The following is an 18,665-nucleotide window of genomic DNA, read 5'->3' as shown; positions in this document are numbered from 1 at the left end:
AGCGTATAGGCATGCGGCGGTTACGTCCTGCGCATTTCCTCCGCGACGGCGGCGGCGAAGGTGTCGACGTCCTCCTCCGTGGTGTCGAAGGAGCACATCCATCGCACCACGCCGTCCGCCTCGTCCCAGAAGTAGAAGCGGAAGTCCTTCTGCAGCGCCAGGGACACATCGTGCGGCAGCCGGGCGAAAACTCCGTTGGCCTGCACGGGGTGCAGCACCTCCACGCCGTCGATGCCGCGTACGCCGTCGGCGAGGCGGCGGGCCATCGCGTTGGCGTGGCGGGCGTTGCGCAGCCAGAGGTCCTTGGCGAGGAGCGCCTCGAACTGGGCCGAGACGAAGCGCATCTTGGAGGCGAGTTGCATCGACAGCTTGCGCAGGTGCTTCATGGCGCGTACGGCGCCGGGGTCGAGCACGACGACGGCCTCGCCGAGGAGCATGCCGTTCTTCGTGCCGCCGAAGGAGAGGATGTCGACGCCGGCGACGTTGGTGAACGCACGCATCGGCACGTCCAGAGCCGCCGCCGCGTTGGCTATCCGGGCGCCGTCCAGGTGGACGCGCATGCCGTGGCGATGCGCGTGGTCGCAGATGGCGCGGATCTCCGCCGGGGTGTAGACCGTGCCGTACTCGGTGGCCTGGGTGATCGAGACGACCTGCGGCATGGCGCGGTGCTCGTCGTCCCAGCCGCGCGCCTCGCGGTCGATCAGCTCGGGCGTGAGTTTGCCGTCGGGGGTCGGCACGGGCAGCAGCTTCAGCCCGCCGACCCGCTCGGGGGCGCCGCACTCGTCGACGTGGATGTGGGCGGTGTCCGCGCAGATCACCGCGCCCCAGCGGTCGGTGACGGCCTGCAGCGCGACGACGTTGGCCCCGGTGCCGTTGAAGACCGGGTAGACCTCGGCGTCCATGCCGAAGTGGCCGCGGAAGACGTGCTGCAGGTGGGCGGTGTAGTCGTCCTCGCCGTAGCTGACCTGGTGGCCGCCGTTGGCGAGGGCGAGCGCGGCGAGGATCTCCGGGTGCGCCCCGGCGTAGTTGTCACTGGCGAAGCCGCGCACCGCCGGGTCGTGGCGGCGCTTGGCGTCCGTGCGCTGCGGCTGCCCGGCGGGCTCTTCCCCGGCCGGTGTGGTCGTCGTGGTCATGGCTGGGCGGTGAGCCACAGGCGTGTTCCGTTCAGTTCCTGCGCGGGCCTGTCCCAGACCTCCGCGATGGTGTCGGCAAGGTCGTCCACGTCGGTGAAGCCCGCGAACTTGGCGTTCGGCTTCGCCTCCCGCATCGCGTCGTTCACCAGCGCCTTGACCACCAGGATGACGGCCGCCGCGGCGGGCCGGTCCAGCCCTTCGGCCTCCCCGGCCTTGCGGAAGCCGTCGGCCATGGCCAGGGTCCACGCCTCGGCACCGGCCTTGGCGGCGGCGTACGCGGCGTTGCCCGCGGTGGGCTGGCTGGCGCCGGCGGCGCTGACGAGGACGTAGCGGCCGCGGTCGCTGCGGCGCAGCGGCTCGTCGAAGGCGAGGGAGGTGTGCTGCACCGTACGCAGAAGCAGGTCGTGCAGCGCCGCCCAGTCGGCCAGATCGGTGGTGGCGAAGGATCGCGAGCCGCGCCAGCCGCCGACGAGGTGGACCAGGCCGTCGACGCGGCCGTGGTCCTTCTCGATGCGCTCGGCCCAGACCCGCGCGGCCTGCGGGTCGAGAAGGTCGACGGTGTCGCCGGTGACCGTCGCCGTGCCGCCGCCCGCCGCCCGCGCCGCGGCGACGGCCTCGGCCAGGCGCTCGGCATCCGCGTCGCAGCCGACGACGGTGGCGCCGGCGCGGGCGAGGCGGCACAGCGCCGCCCGTCCCGCCGGCCCGCCGGCGCCCGCGACGGCCACGACGGCGCCGGCGAGCGGGCCGTCCGGGTTACTGCCGTGTGCCCCGGGACTCATGACGATCTCCTCCTCGGCTGTCCTGCCGACCGCGGGGTCCGTCACGCGGCGTCCGCCAGCTCGGCGCTCCCGGCCGTGATGCCCCGCGTCGACTCGATCACCTTGCGCAGCTTCTTGGCAAGGGCCTCATAGAACATGCTGAGGGGAAACTCGTCGGGCAGCACGTCGTCCACGAGCTTCCGCGGCGGTTTGGTCAGATCGAGCGCGTCGGGACCCTTGGCCCAGGTGGAGCCGGGGTGCGGGGCGAGGTAGGTGGAGACCAGGTCGTACGCCTTGAACCAGTGGACCAGCTTCGGGCGGTCGATGCCCTCGCGGTACAGCGTCTCGATCTCGTTGCGCAGCCGGCCGGTGACCTCGCGGGCCCGGTCCCAGTCGACGGACAGCCGGTTGTCGGTCCAGCGCAGCGCGTCGTGCTTGTGCAGGTACGCGAAGAGGAGCTGCCCGCCCAGGCCGTCGTAGTTGCGGTTGCGCTCGCCGGTGACGGGGAAGCGGAACAGCCGGTCCATCAGCACCGTGTACTGCACGTCGCGGCCCTGCGGGAAGCCGTCGGCGGCGAGCTTGCCGGCCTCATGGAAGGCGGTGAGGTCGCAGCGCAGCTCCTCTATGCCGTACATCCAGAACGGCTGCCGCTGCTTGATCATGAAGGGGTCGAACGGCAGGTCGCCGTGGCTGTGCGTGCGGTCGTGGATCATGTCCCACAGCACGAACGTCTGCTGGGCGCGCTCCTGGTCGGTGAGCAGTCCGCGGGCTTCTTCGGGCAGCTCCAGGCCGGTGGCCCCGATGGCCGCGGCGCTGACGTGGCGGAAGCGGGCGGCCTCGCGGTCGCAGAAGATGGCGCCCCAGGTGAAGCGCGGCGGAACCTCGCGCATGGCGATGGTCTCGGGGAAGAGCACGGCGGAGTTCGTGTCGTATCCGGAGGTGAAGTCCTCGAACGTGATACCGAGGAACATGGGGTTGTCGTAGCGGGTGCGCTCCAGCTCGGCGAGCCAGTCGGGCCATACCACGCGGATGACGACGGCCTCGATGTTGCGGTCCGGGTTGCCGTTCTGCGTGTACATGGGGAAGACGACGAGGTGCTGCAGCCCGTCGGCGCGGTGGTCCGCGGGATGGAAGGCGAGAACCGAGTCCAGGAAGTCGGGCACGCCGAAGCCGTCGGCGGCCCACCGGCGCAGGTCGGCGACGACGGCATCGTGGTAGGCGGCGTCGTGCGGCAGCAGGGGGGACAGCTCTCGTACCGCTGCGGCGACCCGCTCGACGGCGTCCTCGGCGGCGGGACGCGCCGGGGCGCCCTCGGCCTCGAAGTCGACCGAGCCGTCCTTCGACTGCCAGGGACGGATCTCCTCGACGGCGGCCTTCAGCCTCGCCCAGGCAGGGTGCTCGACTGCGCGCGGGGCGTCCGCGGCGGACAGAACGTCACCTTCCGCGGTCGCGGAAGCAAGAATTTCCGTCATGGACCACTCCTACGTTGAGAACTTCCCGTTTGACCACCGTATCGTCGGCGACCCGTCTCTCTCAAGCGGGCGCCGGGAAACCTTACGCACTCCACGGGCATAGAGCGCAAATTCTCCGGCAGAGGATGGTTTAGACCCTGGCCCTTCCCGTTCCCCCCGCCTTGCGGGGGTCGGTGCAGCCGCGCGGTGACGCCCTCCCACGTACGGGTGCCCCCGGCCGCCACTCCGCCGGAACCCGCCGTGCGGACCGCGCACGACCGGTGTCGATCTCCCCGAATTGGCCTAGGCTTTGCGCCAGTCTGTGACGGACCGCCGACGGAGGGCGAGAGCGCAGTGTCATTTCTGACCATCGGTCACCGCGGGTTGATGGGCGTCGAGCCGGAGAACACGATCCGCTCCTTCGTTCGGGCGGATCGCGAGGGCATGGACGCCATCGAGCTCGACCTGCATCTGAGCAAGGACGGCCACCTGGTCGTCATGCACGACCCGGACGTGGACCGCACGACGGACGGCCAGGGCCCCATCGCGGACTTCACGCTCGCCGAGCTGCGCGAGCTCGACGCCGGCCAGGGCGAGCGCGTCCCGACCTTCGATGAGGTCGTCAAGGCCGTGAAGGGCCGGCTGCAGGTCGAGATCAAGGACGTCGCCGCGGCGAAGGCCCTCGCCGAGGCCATGACCGCGCACGACCTTCTCGGCCGCGTCGAGGTGCTGTCGTTCCACGACGAGGCGCTGGTGGAGATGCGGCAGTTGCTGCCCGACGTGCCGCGGGTGCTGGTCGCCAGCCACTACGGGCTCGGGGTGGTCGAACGCGCCCACGAGACCGGTGCGGGAATGCTGTCGCTGAACATCCGCCGGCTGACGCTGGAGCTGGCCGACCGGGCGCACGAGGCGGGACTACAAGTCATCGCCTGGACCGTCAACACCCCCGAGGAGCTGAAGCTCGCCCGCGGCCTCCGGCTGCAGGGCGTGGTGACGGACTTCCCCGGGATGAAGCACTCGGTGCGCTTCACCGCCTGAGCCACCGCGCGCGCTCCCCTGCGCCCACCCCTTGCGCCTGTGCGCTCGCGTGCGGGCGCGGCGGCGCGGGCAGCCCTCCGTCACAGCGCTCTGCGCGCGGACCGGCGCCGGCCGGACTCCGCAGTCGTGACGCGGGGCCGCCGCCGTCGTCGTCCGAGAGGGCCCGCGGATGCACGGACCGCCGCTCGCCGGCCTGCTGCTGACCGCGCTGGGCGCGGGCGTCGCCGGGCTGTGTCTGTTACGGATGCGGGCCGTCGCCGCCGAGGAGCGGCGCGCCGCCGCCGGGGACGCGCTCATGGGCCTGGGGATGGCCGCGATGGCGCTGCCCGCCGGGCTCCCGGGGCCGGCCGCGTGGACGGCAGGGGTGTTCGCCGTGGTCTTCGGGGCCGCGTTCGTGCGGGCCGTCCTGCCGCTGCGCAGCGCGGGGCACCACCTGCACCACGCGATCGGGGCGCTGGCGATGGTGTACATGGCGGTGGCCATGGGTGCGGCGCAGCACGGCGGGCACGGCGCCGCCGCCGGGCTGCCGGCCGTCACCGCGGGGCTGCTGGCGTACTTCGTGCTCTACGTGCTGTACGGAGGGCTGCGGCCTCTGGCCGCGGGGGCCGGGGGACGGCCGGGAGCGGTCGTGGGCGGGGCGGGCGCCGGCGGCGGCTGGGCCGTGCGTCCGGAGCTGGCGGGTGCGTGCCGGGTGTGCATGGGGGTGGGCATGGTCGCGATGCTCCTCGCCCTCTGACTCCCCGGTGTCGTCCGTCACTTCACGGGCGGACACGTACCGGCCGGCGGCCCGGCTCCGTACGCTGATCACATGGTGATCCCGCTCACGCTGCTCGCCTTCGCCGCCCTCACCGCCGCGGTCGCGCCCCGGGTGCTGACCCGCGCCGCGTGGGCGGACCGTGAGCCGGTGCTCGCCCTGTGGGTGTGGCAGTGCGTCGTCGCCGCCGTGCTGCTGTGCTGCGGGCTCGCCATGTCGCTGAGCGCCGCCGTGGCCTGGGCGCAGGTGCACAGCGGGGTCTTCGCCCCGGCGCCGGCCGCGGTGCGCGACGCCTACGGCGACACGACCGGTGCCACGTGGGCCGCGGTGCTCGCCCTGGCGCTGGCGGCGGGCGGACTGTGGACGGCCGTGATGTTCGTCCGCGAGGTCTGCACCGCCCGCGCGCAGCGCCGCCGGCGCCGTGAGGAGCTGCGCCGGCGGGCGCCGCTGCTGCCCGGCGAGGACACCGGCACCGAGCGGCTGGTGGTGCTGGAGGGCGAGCGGCCGGACGCGTGGTGGCTGCCCGGCGGGCAGGCCGCCCAGCTCATCATCACCACGGCCGCGCTGCGCCGGCTGAAGAAGCGCCAGCTCGACGCGGTGCTCGCCCACGAACAGGGGCACAGCCGGGCCCGCCACCACTGGCTGCAGCACTGCGCGGGCGCCCTCGCGGGCGTGCCGCGCATCCCGGTCTTCCGGGCCTTCCGCGACGAGGTGCACCGGCTGTGCGAACTGGCTGCGGACGACGTCGCCTCGCGCCGCTTCGGGCGCATGACGTTCGCCACCGCGCTGGTCGAACTCAACGAGGAACGCGGCGTGTTCGGTCCCGGTCACGGCCACCACGCCCACCTGCCGCAGCGCGTCGACCGGCTGCTGGCGGCGGCGCCGCGGTTCACCCCGGCCCGCCGGCTGCGGCTGACCGTCGCCGCGCTCGCGGCGCCTGCCGTACCCCTCCTCGTCGCATTCGGCCCCGGGCTCAGCGCGCTCGCGTAGGGTCGCCGCGTGACAGCAGCCGCCCCGCGCCCCCCGTCCCCCGTCCTGCGCCTCACCGCCGTCGTGCTCGCCGCGCTGAGCGTCCTGCTCACGGTGCTGGTGGCCGTCTCCTGGCAGCCGCTGACGGACGCCGACGGCCGGATCGCGCGGCGGCTGCACTCCGCCGCCGTCTCCCACCCCGGCTGGACCAGGGCGAACCGGGTGCTGACGGACTGGGTCTGGGACACCTCGACGATGCGCCTGCTGATCCTGGCCGTGATCCTGTGGCTGCTGTGGCGCGGTGCCCGCCTGCTCCCGCTGTGGCTGGCCGGCGCGGTCGCGGTGGGCTGGGCGCTGCAGTACGGCCTGAAGGCCGCGGTGGGCCGTGACCGGCCCGAGTGGAGCGACCCGGTGGACTCCGCCTCGCACGCCGCCTTCCCCTCCGGGCACGCCATGACCGTCGCGCTGGTCTGCGGGCTGCTGCTGTGGGGCCTCGGCCGCGCGGCCGGTGTGCCCGCGAGATGGCGGTACGCCGCGTGGACGGCGGCGGTCGTCTCGGCTGTGGGCGTGTCCTTCACCCGGGTGTGGCTCGGGGTCCACTGGATGAGCGACGTGGTCGGCGGCACCCTGATAGGCGCGGCGGTCGCCGTGATCACGGCGGCGGCGTACGGCGCGGTGGAGCCGTCCGTGCGCGACGAGACGGCGGAGGTACGCGCATGAGCCCCGGGGCCGTGCTCTTCGACTTCTCCGGGACGCTGTTTCGCATCGAGCCCGCGGAGCGCCGGCTGCGCGCCGTGCTCCGGGCCGCGGGGCTCGACGCCGACGAGGCCGCGATCGTGCGCTACGCCGGACGCCGCAGGACGTCCTGATGGCCGGCGACGACCGCCGCGCCGACGGCGGCGCCACGGCGCTGGGGTGCGGCTACTTCCCGGTGGACCACCTGCCGCCCGGCGAACGCCCGGGCGGGCTGCGGCCGGTACTGGGGCTCGCCGGCTGAGCCGGGGCGTACGGCCGCCGCCCGCCCGGGACTTCAGCTTCCGGTGGCCGGCATCTCGGCGGCCGGGTGGATGGCCAGCTTGAACTGCGCGTGCATGACGCGCGCGCTCCTGGCGCCGTTGTGGCGGACGAGGAACGCCAGCGGGGTGCGCGGCCGGACGAAGATCTCGTGGTGTTTGTGGCGGTACTCCCCGCCGGGGGTACCGGCGTGGTCCTCGGTCGCGGTGGCGTCGTAGCCCCCGGCGAGGCCGAGGGGGTCGCGGACGAACCGGTCCCGTACCTCGGTGTAGTCGCCCTTCTCCCAGTACACCATCGCCGTCAGCGACCCCCAGCCCTCGCGGCTCGGCCAGATGAGGCCGGAGCGGCGGTCGGGGTAGGAGGAGCGTTCGCCGTCGGGCTGGGCGGCCTGGTGCATGCCGTGCGCGTCGAACGACTCCCGTGTGCCGTAAGGGAAACGGACGAGGTGGTACGCACCGTCGCCGGGTATGACCTGTGGTTCGTCGACGATGAGCGAGCAGACGTAGACAGCCATGCGACTCCCGTTCGGGGGTGGGGAAGTGCACGGCACAGTGGACTCCGCCGACCGCCCCTGTCAAGAACCGGCGCCCGGCTCCGCGAGGGTGACCGGGATGCGGGAGCGGACGAAGTCGCGCGCGAGCCTGGCGCGGCGCAGCCGCCAGTGCGGGGCGGTACGGGCCGGGTGCTCGGCGTAGCGGCGGTCGCGGATGTCGGCCACCAGGCGCGCGGGGGCACCGGTCGCGGTGAGCACGTCCAGGGCCTCGCCCTTGGTGATCAGACGGCCCTCGCGCAGGGTGACGCCGGCGCGGGCGACGGTGATCGGGCCGAGGTCGACCCAGACGTCGTACAGCCACCGCCGCCTTCCGGCCGTCGCCGGCAGCCAGTACTCCGCAAGGTCCCGGCGGATGAACGCCGTCAGCTCCGCGTCCGGCACCGGCGGAAGCAGCTCCGCGGGCCCCGGGCCGTGCAGCACCAGCGCGCCGGTGTGCAGTTCGCGGCGGGTGACCGGGGTGACGGGGCGGCTGAACAGCTCGGCGTGGGCCCAGGTGAGGTGGTCGAGACCGGCGCCGGCGAGGCGGTCCACGGCGACGTACGAGCAGTGCAGCTTGGCGGCCAGGGGCACCTCGCGGTGGAGCCTGCGGTGCAGCGCCTTCAGCCGCCCGCGGACGGCCGGGTCGGCGCCGGCGTCCTCGCGGACGACGGCGATGAGGTCGAGGTCGCTGCGGTACGGGCGGTAGTCGCCGAGTGCGAGCGAGCCGTGGGCCCAGAGCGCCTTGAGCGGCACGGCTTCGCGCAGGGCGGCCAGGAAGCGGCCGAGGAGGGGCCGGGCGGCGTCCCGTGCGGTCACGTCAGGCGGCCAGCAGTGTGCCGAAACCGTCGCGGGCCAGGTCCTCCAGTTCGTCGAGCGCGGCGCGGGCACGGGCGGCCGTCCCGGGGTCCCGCTCGGGCAGACCGCTGGCGACGAACTCGTCCTCGTCGAGCCGGAGGAGGGTCCGCCGGTCGCCGGAGAGCCAGAGGTCCAGCTCCAGGTCGTGCACGGTGACCCGGTCCTCGTCGACGCGGGCGGGCCGGGCCACGTCGCAGTACCAGCCCTTGAGGCGGCCGTCGGCGGCGTGGATCTCCTTGACCGAGTACCAGCGGTCGCGCCAGAAGTGCTCGGTCCACACATCGCCCCGCTCGAACCGCACGTACCCGGCGTCGCGGTCCTCCGGACCGGCCCAGGGAGCCCGTACGACGGCGTGGTCGCCGTCGTCGCGGACGACGACGGCCGGGTAGCTCAGACCCGGCCGGAGCTGCTTGACCAGCGTGACCTCGACCTCGCGGCCCGGTGTCAGCATGCCCTGCCTCCCGTACGCGTCCCCCGGGTACGGCGCCGGGGCGAGCCCGGCGCCACGGCAATTGGTGAGGCCCCGCGACGGGGGAGCGCGGGGCCTCACACCGCCAAACGGCCGACGTGGGCTCCGGGTTCCCGGCGGGACAAAGAATTTCTGCGCCCAGGCATGGTGGGCTCAGGCGATCCCCCGCATCGCCCGAGCCCACCACTTCCTCCCGGCACGGGGCGTGCTCGCCTCGGTGCCGGGTGCCTTCCTGAGTATACTGGCTCTCAGCCAGTGAAGGCAGGAGTTACAGAATGTCCCCCCGCAGGCCCGCAGTCAATGAAGAACTCCGACGCCGTTCGCGGGAGCGCTTGCTGCAGGCCACGGTGGAGCTGGTCGACGAACGGGGCTTCGAGGGCACGACCTTGGGAGACATCGCCGAACGCGCGGGTTCCGCGCGCGGTCTGGTGTCGTACTACTTCCCCGGCAAACGCCAGTTGGTGCAGTCCGCGGTGCACAGGCTGATGCATCTGACGCTCGGCGCCGCCCTGGAGCGCCCGCCGCACACGGACGACGGACAGGAGCGGATGGCCCGCGCCATCGACGCGATCCTGGGCCTCTCGCAGGACCATCCCGTGCTCATGCGGCACCACATGGCCGGCATCCTGCAGGCGGACGGCTTCATTCAGTGCGCGGAGCAGCAGCGGCTCGCGGCCCTGCTGCGCGAGACCGTCGCGAGCTGGGGTTCACCCGACCCGGACACCGAGTACCCGATGCTGCGCGCGCAGCTCATGGGCGCGGTCTTCGCGCTGCTGCTGCCGGGGGTGCCGATGCCGCTCGACCGGCTGCGCGGCGAGCTGTTCCGGCGCTACGGGCTGGACTGGCACCTCGGCGTTCCGCCGGAGGGCGTGCTGCCCTCCGACGGAACGCCGGTGAAGGCCGCGCACCGGCGGTAGCCACGGGACGCGACGACCGCCGGGTACGCGGACCGGACGGTGCCGGTCAGCGGCGTACCGGCCGGCGGGGTGCCGGCCGGCGGCGCGCACGGATCAGCGGTAGTCCGGCTGCGTCTGCGTGTTCAGCTCGTGCAGCCGCACCCGGCGCGCGCTGTCGGTGCGCCGGTCGTCGATCTTCAGGACGTCCAGGCCCTTGGCCATGTCGTTGGAGTAGACGTAGCCGTTGTAGTAGTACGCGGACCAGGAGCCGCCACCGACGAGTTCGGAGTCGGACAGCGGGCCCCGCTCGAAGTAGGCGATCTCCTTCGGCCTGCGGGAGTCGGTGAAGTCCCAGACGGAGACGCCGCCCTGGTACCAGGCTTGCACCATGATGTCGCGCCCGCCGGCCACCGGGACCAGCGAGCCGTTGTGCGCGACGCAGTTCTCGGTGTCCGCCTGGTGTCGCGGGATCTTGTAGTAGCTGCGGAATATCAGCTCGGAGTGCTTTCCGCGGCGCTTCAGGTCGTAGATCCCGTTGGCGCCCCGCTCCGGGCCGATCTCCTCGTTGCAGGTCGCGGCACCGCCGCCGCCCAGCTCGTCGGTGAAGACGACCTTCCTGCCGTCCTTGCTGAACGTCGCCGAGTGCCAGAAGGCGAAGTTCTCGGAGTCACGCACCTGGTCGATGACTTCCGGCTCCTCCGGATCGGAGATGTCCAGCAGGATGCCGTCGCCCATGCAGGCACCGGCCGCCAGGCCCAGCTTGGGGTAGGCGGTGATGTCGTGGCAGCCGGTGGTGGCCGACTTGCCGGTCTCCCCCGGGTTGCCGCCGTCGGGGAACAGCACCGGGAAGTCGATGACCTCCGAGCGCTCCGGTGCGGACCGCGGCACCTTGACGATCGAGATGCCGTCGTGCGGCGGCTGGCAGTCGGGGAAGGTGGGGCTGGGCGAGTACGAGGAGACGTAGAGGTAGATGTTCCTGCGGTCGGGAATCATCGTGTGCGTGTGCGAGCCGCAGGCGGTCTCGACGGCGGCGACGTACTCGGGGTTGCGCTTGTCGCTGATGTCGAAGACCTTCATGCCCTCCCAGGAGTCCTTCTCCGTGGCGGGCTGGGTGGTGCTGCTGCAGGAGTCGTCGCTGCGCGACGAGTCCGTGGACAGGAACAGCAGGTCGCCGGAGACCGACACGTCGTTCTGCGAGCCGGGGCAGAGCACCTCGCTGACGATCTCGGGACTCCTGGGATCGGCGATGTCGTAGATGACGAAGCCGTCGTAGTTGCCCGCGAAGGCGTAGTGGCCCTGGAAGGCGATGTCGGAGTTCGTGCCCTGCAGGCCGCGCTTGTCCAGGTGGGCGACGTGCTCGATGTTGTCGCTCTTGTCGATCTCGTCCACGCCCGGCACGTCTCCGCGCTCGATGGCGTCCCGTGCCTGCGACCTTTCACTGCTGCTGAGCTTCTTGGGGGCCTGCTGCTCGTCCCCCGGGCCGGGGACGGCAGCAGCAGATCCTGCGGTCAGCAGCGAGCCGACGAGCCCGATCAGGGCTGCGGCCGCGGCCAGACCTCTGCGCCGTGCGCGCGATCTGTGCAACGACGTCACGTGGTTCCCTCCTGTGGTGGCGCCTGGCAGTTGAAACCAAGGCAGTATCCCGCCAAGCATGTACAGAACAACAGACGGAAACACAGCCGTAATGGAAAGTTTTGGTCCTGTCAGTGCACGCGCGTGCTAGGACGTAACTGGCACCTCGCCCGAACCACCCGTACGGAGGTCACCTTGCGGCACCGCCGAGCACTCGCCCCCGTCGTTCCGCTCATCGCCGCGCTGCTGCTGGCAGGCTGCACCGGAGACGACGCCTCCGGCGACGCGAAGGACGGCGGCGAGGCATCCGTCATCGCCCCCGGGAAGCCGGGCGAGGAGGCGGCCACGATCCCCGCGGACAAGGTCGACGAGGTGCGCGGCGAGGACCGGCCCAACTCGGCCGACACGGCGTACATGCGGGACATGATCGAACACCACGGACAGGCGATCGTGATGACCGGCATCGCGCAGAAGCACGCGGGCTCCGGGGACGTGCGCAAGATCGCCGAGCGGATCGCGGCCGGCCAGAAGCCGGAGATCGCGGTGATGGAGGCGTGGGTTGAGGAGAACCCGGGCGACAACGGCGGACATGCCGGCGGGCACGGGGAGATGCCGGGGATGGCGAGCGAGGCGGACCTCGACCGGCTGCGGGGGGCACGCGGCGAGGAGTTCGACACGCTGTTCCTCAAGCTGATGATCGCCCACCACCGGGGGGCGGTGACGATGGCCGAGGAGGTGCTCGGCAAGGGCAACAACGAATACGTCGAGCAGTTGGCCACCGGTGTGATCGCGCAGCAGCTGAGCGAGATCGGACGCATGGAGAAGCTGGCCTAGCTCCGGCCCCCGTTCCGCACGTCCGGGGGCGTTGTCAGTGGCCGGGTGCAGACTGGCCCGTACTCGACGACGAGTCGCACGGAGGTGCATCCGGATGCAGGACGTAGTGCTGGCGGTCGGAACGCGCAAGGGGCTGTTCCTCGGACGGCGCCGGGGCGGCGCATGGGAGTTGGACGGCCCGCACTTCAGGGCCCAGGCGATCTACTCGGTGGGCATCGACACCCGCGGGGCGGTGCCCCGGGTGCTCGCCGGGGGCGACAGCGCGCACTGGGGCCCGTCGGTCTTCCACTCCGACGACCTCGGGGCGACGTGGGAGGAGCCCCGCCACCAGCCGGTGACGTACCCGAAGGACACGGGCACGTCGCTGGAGCGCGTGTGGCAGTTGCAGCCCGCGGGGGCCGAAGCCCCCGGCGTGGTGTACGCGGGCACGGAGCCCGGCGGCCTGTTCCGGTCGGCGGACGGCGGCGAGACGTTCGAGCTGGTGCGGTCGCTGTGGGACCACCCGACGCGGGAGAAGTGGGAGCCGGGCGGCGGCGGGCTCGCGGTGCACACGGTGGTCACGGACCCGCGGGGGGCCGACTCCGTGACGGTCGCCGTCTCCGCCGGCGGGGTGTACCGCACCGAGGACGGCGGGGCGAGCTGGGCCCCGTCGAACTCCGGCGTGCAGGTGGTCTTCCAGCCGGACAGATACCCGGAGTTCGGCCAGTGCGTGCACAAGGTCGCGCGGGACGCGGTGCGCCCGGACCGGCTCTACCTGCAGAACCACTGGGGCGTCTACCGCAGCGACGACGCCGGGGCCACCTGGACCGACATCGGCACCGGGCTGCCCTCCGACTTCGGCTTCGCCGTCGCCGCCCACCCCTCGCGCGGCGACACCGCGTACCTCTTCCCCATCACCGCCGACGCCGACCGGGTGCCCGCGGAGAACCGCTGCCGGGTCTACCGCACGTCCGACGCGGGGGCGACCTGGGAGCCGCTGACGGCGGGCCTGCCGGCGGAGGACCACTACGGCACGGTGCTGCGGGACGCGCTGTGCACCGACGACGCCGACCCCGCCGGGGTGTACTTCGGCAACCGCAACGGGGAGGTTTTCGCCAGCGCCGACGAGGGGGAGAGCTGGAGTCAGCTCGCCTCGCACCTGCCAGACGTGCTGTGCGTGCGGGCGGCGGCCGTCTGAGACGTGGCGGGCGGGGGGGCGCGAAGCCAGTAGAGTGACCGGCCATGGCTGGACGTCCTCTCCCCGACATCGTCGAAGCCGGCTGGGCCAAGGCCCTGGAACCGGTCGCCCAACAGATCGCCGCCATGGGCGACTTCCTGCGCGCGGAGATCGCGGCCGGGCGAACATACCTGCCCGCCGGGCCGAACGTGCTCCGGGCCTTCCAGCAGCCGTTCGACGCCGTGCGCGTCCTCGTCGTCGGCCAGGACCCCTACCCCACGCCCGGCCATGCCGTGGGCCTCAGCTTCTCCGTCGCCCCCGACGTCCGCCCGCTGCCCGGCAGCCTGGAGAACATCTTCCGCGAACTCCACAACGACCTGGGCCACCCCCGGCCCGCCAACGGCGACCTCACGCCCTGGACCGAACACGGCGTGCTGCTGCTCAACAGGGCGCTCACCACCGCGCCGAGGCGCCCGGCCGCGCACCGCGGCAAGGGCTGGGAAGAGGTCACCGAGCAGGCCATCCGGGCGCTCGCCGCCCGCGGCCGGCCGCTGGTGGCGATCCTGTGGGGCCGCGACGCGCGCAACCTGCGTCCCCTGCTCGGCGAGTACCCCGCCATCGAATCCGCCCATCCCTCGCCCATGTCCGCCGACCGCGGCTTCTTCGGCTCCCGCCCCTTCAGCCGGGCCAACGAGCTGCTCCAGAAGCAGGGCGCCGAGCCGGTGGACTGGACGCTGCCGACGAACGGATAGCCGCCATGACCAGCGACACGGCCCGGTGGGTGCTCGGTATCGACTCCGGCGGCTCCGGGCTGCGGGTCGCCGCGGCGGCCGTCCCCGAGGACGCCGGCGACCTCGCAGAGGGCGACGCCGCCGCCGTGGAGACCGCGGATCCCGTCGTCACCGGGGAGAACGGGATCGACGCCGACGACCTCCTCGGCAAGGCGCTGCCCGCGGCCCACCGGCTCCTGCGCGACACGGGCGCCGCCTCGTTCGCCGCCGTGTGCGTCGGCGCCGCCGGCATGGCCAGCCTCGGCGCGGATCTGCGCGCCCGCCTCCCCGACGCGCTCAAGGACGCCCTCGGCGTACGGCGCCTGGCGCTCGCCGCCGACGGGGTCACCGCCTACGCGGGCGCCGTCGGGCAGCACCCCGGTGCCGTCGTCGCCGCGGGCACCGGCATGATCGCGGTCGGCACCGGGCTCGACGCGGCGGGCTGGCGGCGGGCCGACGGCTGGGGGCACCTGCTCGGCGACTGCGGGGGCGGCGCCTGGATCGGGCGCGCGGGGCTGGAGGCGGCGATGCGGGCCTTCGACGGCCGCCGCGGTGGCTCCGCGGCGCTGCTGGCCCGGATGGAGACGGTGTTCGGCACCGGTACGCAGATGCCCGGCCTGCTCTACCCGCGGCCGGACCGCCCGGCGGTGCTGGCGTCGTTCGCCCCGGAGGTGGCCCGGTGCGCCCCGCACGACGCGGTCGCGGCCGGGATCCTCGCCGAGGCGGGCGAGCACATCGCCGCCGCGGCCGTGGCGGTCTGCCCGGCGGACCCCACCAGCACGGTCGCGCTCACGGGTGGCCTCTTCGGCATCGGGGAGCCGCTGCTCGCGCCGCTCCGCGCGGAGCTGGCGGTACGGCTGCCGCGGGCCCGGGTGTCGACGGCGACGGCGACCCCCCTGGCGGGGTCGCTGCGGATCGCCGCCGCGCTCGCGGCGGACGAGCTGGTGCTGCCGGTGGAACGGGGCATGCTCGACGTCCGGTAGGCCGGTTTCCCCGGGGCGGCGCCACCACCGGCGCGGCAACCGTCCGTAGCGGCGCGGAAACGTTCCGTACGGGCTCCCGTCACCGGCTGTCCCGCGGTGTGCCCCCGTGGTCACGCACGCAGACGAATGGCGACCCCGGGCATGTGGCGGACCGCGATGACGCGTTAGCATGCGGCGCCATGAGCTCTGCCGATGGACACGCAGCCGGTCTGCCCGTACGTATGCCCCGCCGTCAGCCGGGGCGGCACCGCAAGCCGGAGCGGCCGAGCGCGCCCGAGGGCGCGCCGGCGCTGGTCCTGGCGGTGCCCGGGACGCCGTCCGCGGCCATCCGCGGCATGGCGGAGGAGGTGCTCAGCATCGCCCGCTCCGACCTTCCGGGGCTCGACGGCCGGGTGGCCTACATCGACGGTGCGGACGACGAGTTCCCGCCGCTGACGACGGTCCTCGCGCAGGCCGCGGCGCAGCGCGCCGCGCTCGCCGAGGCCGGGACGCTGGAGGTCGCGGAGGACGTGCCGGTGGCCGTCGTGGTGCCGCTGCTCGCGGGCCCGGACCCGGTGCTGCTGGACCGGCTGCGCGACACCATCGCGACGAGCGGGACCACGGTCGAGCTGACCGACGTCCTGGGGCCGCACCCGCTGCTTGCCGAGGCACTGCACGTGCGGCTTTCGGAGGCGGGTCTGGCCCGCGCGGACCGCGCGCGGCTGTTCACCGTCGCGACGGCGGCGGACGGCATCATCCTCGGCGCGGTGGGCGGCGAGGAGGCCGTGCAGGCTGCGGGAGTGACGGGCATGCTGCTCTCGGCGCGGCTGGCGGTGCCGGTGATGGCGGCGCCGCTGGACCGGGCGGGCGCGGTGGCCAAGGTCGCGGAGTCGCTGCGGAGTTCGGGTTCCGCCCGGCTCGCGCTCGCGCCGTACGCGCTGGGCCCGGAGCTGCCTCCGGAGATGCTGACCGCGGCGGCGCAGGAGGCGGCGTGCGAGGCGGCGGAGCCGCTGGGTCCGTACCCGTCGGTGGGGCAACTGGCGCTGACGCAGTACACGACGACGCTGGGCATCGCGCCGCAGCCCGCCGGGTCGCCGATGCGCTGACACGGCCGTACGGGCGGGGCGCGGACCCCGTGCAGGACATCGGGAGCCGCCGGCGAGCGCCGGCGGCTCCGCCCGTTTCACGGGCCGGCGGTGCGGACGGCCGGTGGGCCGGGATCAGGCGAACACGACGCAGGAAGCCGCCGGCACCGCGGCCGAGCCGGTGCGGCGCGGGGCGCCGGTCCCGGTGTCGATCTCGAACCAGGTGACGTCGCCGGAGTGCTCGTTGGCCGCGTAGAGGTGGCTGCCCCGCGGGTCGATCGCGAGATCCCGCGGCCAGGCGCCGCCGCAGGGGACCTCGGAGACGAGTTCACGCACACCGCCCTCCTCGTCGAGTGCGAGGGTGGCGATGACGTCGGGGCCGCGGACGGCGGTCCAGCAGAACCGGCCGTCCGGGGAGACCACGATGCCCGAGGCGTACGGGTCGGCGTCCGGCTCGGCGCTCAGCATCGGGGCCTCGGCGAGCGGTTCGAGGGTGCCGGTGGCGGCGTCCCACGAACAGACGGTGACGACCGGCTCCAGCTCGCAGGCGACGTAGACGCGGTGGCCTTCCGGGTGGAAGGCCAGGTGGCGCGGGCCGGTGCCGGGGCGCAGCGGCACCTCGTGGTTCACCTGCAGGGCACCGCGCTCGGCGTCGAGCGCACAGGCGAGCACCGAGTCGGTGCCGAGGTCGACGCCGAGGACCCAGCGGCCGGACGGGTCGAGGACGACCTGGTGAGCGTGCGGGCCCTCCTGGCGCTCGGCGACCGGGCCGCTGCCCTCGTGCTGCAGCAGGGCGGCGGGTCCCGCGAGGGCGCCGCCGGAGGTGATGGGCACGGTGCTGAAGCTGCCGGAGGTGTAGTTGGCCGTGATGACGTGGCCGCCGGCGAGCGCGAGATGGGTGGGGTGGTCGCCGCTGACGGGCACGGGGTCGCCCACGGGCTCGGGCTTGTCGCCGGTGAGCCGGAACGCGGCGGCGCTGCCGCCCTCGGTCTGGCTCACGGCGTACAGCAGGCCGCCGTCGGCGACGGCGAGGAACGAGGGGTCGGCGACGGCGTCGGTCGAGTGCCGCGGGGTGAGGGCGCCCGTGCCCGGGTCGACGTCGGCGACGGTGATCCCGGCGCCGCCGCGGCTGGAGAACGAGCCGACACAAGCCCGCAGAACCGATTCACTCATGCGCTTTCCCCTTCCAGCAGGTCCGGAGCCGGTCCGGGCGACCCTACCCGACGATCTCCCGCGCGTCCGGCCAACTCCGCACGCCGCAACCACGGCCCGGAACGGCCCGCCGCGGCGGGCTGCGCGAAGGCCACGTACCGCGTACGGCGCGCGTGCAGGACTGCCCCGGCGTCGGCGGCGGGAACATCGACATCAAGGAAGGCACCACCGGCGCCCGGATCATCGGCAGCACCTACGGGTCCCGGCCGGTACGCCATCAACGTCACCCATGACGACGCGCAGAGCTGCCCCGTGACCGTCTCCGCCGGCAGCACCGTCACCGGTGGCCGCGGCCTGGCCGACCCCGGTATCCCGGTCACCGGCCGACCCGGCTTCCTCCGCCGGGCGGGCCCGGGCCGTGCCCGTCGTCCCGGGGTTGGCATGCTTGCCGCATGAGCGCCACCGGTACCACCGCCGTCGTCTTCGACCTCGACGGCACCCTCGTCGACAGCGAGCCGAACTACTACGAGGCCGGACGCCGTGTTCTCGAAAAGCACGGCGTCACCGGCTTCACCTGGGAGGAGCACGCCGGGTTCCTGGGCGTGGGCACCCGGGAGACGATGCACACGCTGCGCGAGCGGTACGGGCTGGCCGCGCCGGTGGCGGAGTTGCTGGCGGAGAAGAACGCCGCGTACCTGGAACTGGCACGGGCGTCGACGCAGGCGTACCCGCAGATGCGGGCGTTCGCCGAGATGCTGCGCGCGGCCGGGTGCCCGATCGCCGTCGCGTCCGGCTCCTCGCGCGCCGCCATCGAGGCGGTGCTGCCGGCGGCGGGACTCGACGGGCTGTTCAGCACGCTGGTCTCGGCGGAGGAGGTCGCGAGGGGCAAGCCGGAGCCGGACGTGTTCCTGGAGGCGGCCCGGCGGCTGGGCGTACGGCCGGCGTACTGCGCCGTGGTGGAGGACGCGCCACCGGGCTGGGAGGCCGCGCGCCGGGCCGGGATGCGGTGCGTGGCCGTGCCGTATCTGCCGGAGCAGGCCGACGAGGCGGTCGGCGCGGGCGCGGGGCTGGTGTTCCGTGGCGGGCAGCGGGACTTCTCGGCGGCGCGGGCGTTCGCGTGGGTGACGGGTGCGGCGCGGCCCCCGCACACCCCCGCGGAGCCGGACGGGCAGCCGGGTTTCCCGCAGCCGCCGGGGTGACGCGCCGGCCGCGGCCGTTGCCGCGGGGTGCGGAAGGGAAACGGGCCCGCTCACGGCCGGTCGCCG

Annotated in this window: 20 protein-coding genes and 2 pseudogenes; 14 read left to right on the top strand and 8 right to left on the bottom strand. The window is 73.7% G+C overall.

What is annotated here, in order from left to right; all coding sequences use genetic code 11:
- Positions 1-20: 20 nt before the first annotated feature.
- From I003_RS0101565 to I003_RS0101555, 3 genes are read right to left on the bottom strand one after another with little or no spacing between them, the layout of a single operon-like run.
- The gene (locus tag I003_RS0101565) at positions 21-1,133 is read right to left on the bottom strand and encodes a threonine aldolase family protein (protein ID WP_027769870.1); all 1,113 of its coding nucleotides are present in this window, start codon (positions 1,131-1,133) and stop codon (positions 21-23) included.
- The gene (locus I003_RS0101560) at positions 1,130-1,912 is read right to left on the bottom strand and encodes an SDR family NAD(P)-dependent oxidoreductase (RefSeq protein ID WP_027769869.1); all 783 of its coding nucleotides are present in this window, start codon (positions 1,910-1,912) and stop codon (positions 1,130-1,132) included. Before I003_RS0101560 ends, I003_RS0101565 begins: the two co-directional genes overlap by 4 nt.
- Positions 1,913-1,953: 41 nt before the next feature.
- Positions 1,954-3,363, bottom strand: coding sequence for a DUF6421 family protein (locus I003_RS0101555; RefSeq protein WP_027769868.1), 1,410 nt, complete (start codon positions 3,361-3,363; stop codon positions 1,954-1,956).
- Positions 3,364-3,696: 333 nt separating this feature from the next.
- Here I003_RS0101555 and I003_RS0101550 point away from each other — a divergent pair, with 333 nt between their 5' ends.
- The 6 genes and pseudogenes from I003_RS0101550 to I003_RS36650 all read left to right on the top strand — a co-directional run.
- Positions 3,697-4,380 (top strand): glycerophosphodiester phosphodiesterase family protein, encoded by a 684-nt coding sequence (locus I003_RS0101550; protein ID WP_027769867.1) that lies wholly within the window; start codon positions 3,697-3,699, stop codon positions 4,378-4,380.
- Positions 4,381-4,549: 169 nt separating this feature from the next.
- Positions 4,550-5,116, top strand: a complete 567-nt coding sequence (locus tag I003_RS0101545) for a DUF5134 domain-containing protein (protein ID WP_027769866.1) — start codon at positions 4,550-4,552, stop codon at positions 5,114-5,116.
- A 72-nt stretch (positions 5,117-5,188) separates the two neighbouring features.
- A complete protein-coding gene (locus I003_RS0101540) occupies positions 5,189-6,124 on the top strand; it encodes a M56 family metallopeptidase (protein ID WP_027769865.1) in 936 nt (311 codons plus the stop codon).
- 9 nt (positions 6,125-6,133) lie between these two features.
- Positions 6,134-6,823 carry a phosphatase PAP2 family protein gene (locus tag I003_RS0101535; RefSeq protein WP_027769864.1) on the top strand — a complete coding sequence of 230 codons (690 nt, stop codon included), beginning with the start codon at positions 6,134-6,136 and terminating at the stop codon, positions 6,821-6,823.
- Positions 6,820-6,972 (top strand): hypothetical protein, encoded by a 153-nt coding sequence (locus tag I003_RS36655; RefSeq protein WP_486584046.1) that lies wholly within the window; start codon positions 6,820-6,822, stop codon positions 6,970-6,972. The genes I003_RS0101535 and I003_RS36655 overlap by 4 nt, the downstream gene beginning before the upstream one ends.
- Positions 6,951-7,100, top strand: a pseudogene (locus I003_RS36650) (hydrolase); the annotation flags it as partial. The gene I003_RS36655 and the pseudogene I003_RS36650, both read left to right, overlap by 22 nt.
- A gap of 33 nt (positions 7,101-7,133) precedes the next feature.
- Here the strand turns inward: I003_RS36650 and I003_RS0101520 are convergent.
- The 3 genes from I003_RS0101520 to I003_RS0101510 are packed head-to-tail and all read right to left on the bottom strand — an operon-like array spanning position 7,134 to position 8,955.
- Entirely contained in the window at positions 7,134-7,631 is a 498-nt protein-coding gene (locus tag I003_RS0101520; protein ID WP_027769863.1) for a hypothetical protein, read from the bottom strand.
- Positions 7,632-7,691: 60 nt separating this feature from the next.
- Complete coding sequence (locus tag I003_RS0101515) at positions 7,692-8,465, bottom strand: nucleotidyltransferase domain-containing protein (protein WP_027769862.1); 774 nt, start codon at positions 8,463-8,465, stop codon at positions 7,692-7,694.
- A gap of 1 nt (position 8,466) precedes the next feature.
- On the bottom strand, positions 8,467-8,955 hold the full coding sequence (locus I003_RS0101510) for a ribonuclease FAU-1 family protein (RefSeq protein ID WP_027769861.1): 489 nt from the start codon (positions 8,953-8,955) through the stop codon (positions 8,467-8,469).
- A gap of 293 nt (positions 8,956-9,248) precedes the next feature.
- Between I003_RS0101510 and I003_RS0101505 the strand changes: the two genes are divergently transcribed.
- Entirely contained in the window at positions 9,249-9,890 is a 642-nt protein-coding gene (locus I003_RS0101505; RefSeq protein WP_027769860.1) for a TetR/AcrR family transcriptional regulator, read from the top strand.
- A gap of 93 nt (positions 9,891-9,983) precedes the next feature.
- Here I003_RS0101505 and I003_RS0101500 read toward each other — a convergent pair whose 3' ends face one another.
- Positions 9,984-11,462, bottom strand: a complete 1,479-nt coding sequence (locus I003_RS0101500) for a hypothetical protein (protein WP_078563642.1) — start codon at positions 11,460-11,462, stop codon at positions 9,984-9,986.
- Between the two features lie 174 nt (positions 11,463-11,636).
- Here I003_RS0101500 and I003_RS0101495 point away from each other — a divergent pair, with 174 nt between their 5' ends.
- The 5 genes from I003_RS0101495 to I003_RS0101475 all read left to right on the top strand — a co-directional run bounded on the left by I003_RS0101495 (position 11,637) and on the right by I003_RS0101475 (position 16,269).
- Positions 11,637-12,275: a DUF305 domain-containing protein gene (locus tag I003_RS0101495; RefSeq protein ID WP_027769858.1), complete on the top strand. Its 639-nt coding sequence runs from the start codon at positions 11,637-11,639 to the stop codon at positions 12,273-12,275.
- 94 nt (positions 12,276-12,369) lie between these two features.
- Positions 12,370-13,452 carry a glycosyl hydrolase gene (locus I003_RS0101490; RefSeq protein WP_027769857.1) on the top strand — a complete coding sequence of 361 codons (1,083 nt, stop codon included), beginning with the start codon at positions 12,370-12,372 and terminating at the stop codon, positions 13,450-13,452.
- Positions 13,453-13,496: 44 nt separating this feature from the next.
- Entirely contained in the window at positions 13,497-14,183 is a 687-nt protein-coding gene (locus I003_RS0101485) for a uracil-DNA glycosylase (protein ID WP_027769856.1), read from the top strand.
- Between the two features lie 5 nt (positions 14,184-14,188).
- The gene (locus I003_RS0101480) at positions 14,189-15,184 is read left to right on the top strand and encodes a BadF/BadG/BcrA/BcrD ATPase family protein (RefSeq protein WP_027769855.1); all 996 of its coding nucleotides are present in this window, start codon (positions 14,189-14,191) and stop codon (positions 15,182-15,184) included.
- Positions 15,185-15,363: 179 nt separating this feature from the next.
- Positions 15,364-16,269: a hypothetical protein gene (locus I003_RS0101475; RefSeq protein ID WP_199784219.1), complete on the top strand. Its 906-nt coding sequence runs from the start codon at positions 15,364-15,366 to the stop codon at positions 16,267-16,269.
- 114 nt (positions 16,270-16,383) lie between these two features.
- Here the strand turns inward: I003_RS0101475 and I003_RS0101470 are convergent, their stop codons facing one another.
- Entirely contained in the window at positions 16,384-17,421 is a 1,038-nt protein-coding gene (locus I003_RS0101470) for a lactonase family protein (protein WP_027769853.1), read from the bottom strand.
- Between the two features lie 164 nt (positions 17,422-17,585).
- Here I003_RS0101470 and I003_RS36645 point away from each other — a divergent pair.
- Positions 17,586-17,856: pseudogene (locus I003_RS36645) on the top strand (hypothetical protein); the annotation flags it as partial.
- Complete coding sequence (locus tag I003_RS31305) at positions 17,853-18,599, top strand: HAD family hydrolase (protein WP_051368050.1); 747 nt, start codon at positions 17,853-17,855, stop codon at positions 18,597-18,599. The pseudogene I003_RS36645 and the gene I003_RS31305, both read left to right, overlap by 4 nt.
- Positions 18,600-18,665 lie beyond the last annotated feature (66 nt).

Source organism: Streptomyces sp. CNQ329 (assembly GCF_000482585.1).
Note: the sequence above shows the minus strand (reverse complement) of the source record. Positions and strands in the feature narration are given on the sequence as shown.

Coding starts and splice junctions, on each gene's coding strand:
- I003_RS0101565 (WP_027769870.1), bottom strand. CDS start 1,133: ATGACCACGACGACCACACCGGCCGGGGAAGAGCCCGCCGGGCAGCCG.
- I003_RS0101505 (WP_027769860.1), top strand. CDS start 9,249: ATGTCCCCCCGCAGGCCCGCAGTCAATGAAGAACTCCGACGCCGTTCG.
- I003_RS0101480 (WP_027769855.1), top strand. CDS start 14,189: ATGACCAGCGACACGGCCCGGTGGGTGCTCGGTATCGACTCCGGCGGC.
- I003_RS0101475 (WP_199784219.1), top strand. CDS start 15,364: ATGAGCTCTGCCGATGGACACGCAGCCGGTCTGCCCGTACGTATGCCC.
- I003_RS0101470 (WP_027769853.1), bottom strand. CDS start 17,421: ATGAGTGAATCGGTTCTGCGGGCTTGTGTCGGCTCGTTCTCCAGCCGC.
- I003_RS31305 (WP_051368050.1), top strand. CDS start 17,853: ATGAGCGCCACCGGTACCACCGCCGTCGTCTTCGACCTCGACGGCACC.
- I003_RS36655 (WP_486584046.1), top strand. CDS start 6,820: ATGAGCCCCGGGGCCGTGCTCTTCGACTTCTCCGGGACGCTGTTTCGC.
- I003_RS0101490 (WP_027769857.1), top strand. CDS start 12,370: ATGCAGGACGTAGTGCTGGCGGTCGGAACGCGCAAGGGGCTGTTCCTC.
- I003_RS0101540 (WP_027769865.1), top strand. CDS start 5,189: ATGGTGATCCCGCTCACGCTGCTCGCCTTCGCCGCCCTCACCGCCGCG.
- I003_RS0101560 (WP_027769869.1), bottom strand. CDS start 1,912: ATGAGTCCCGGGGCACACGGCAGTAACCCGGACGGCCCGCTCGCCGGC.
- I003_RS0101510 (WP_027769861.1), bottom strand. CDS start 8,955: ATGCTGACACCGGGCCGCGAGGTCGAGGTCACGCTGGTCAAGCAGCTC.
- I003_RS0101555 (WP_027769868.1), bottom strand. CDS start 3,363: ATGACGGAAATTCTTGCTTCCGCGACCGCGGAAGGTGACGTTCTGTCC.
- I003_RS0101520 (WP_027769863.1), bottom strand. CDS start 7,631: ATGGCTGTCTACGTCTGCTCGCTCATCGTCGACGAACCACAGGTCATA.
- I003_RS0101485 (WP_027769856.1), top strand. CDS start 13,497: ATGGCTGGACGTCCTCTCCCCGACATCGTCGAAGCCGGCTGGGCCAAG.
- I003_RS0101545 (WP_027769866.1), top strand. CDS start 4,550: ATGCACGGACCGCCGCTCGCCGGCCTGCTGCTGACCGCGCTGGGCGCG.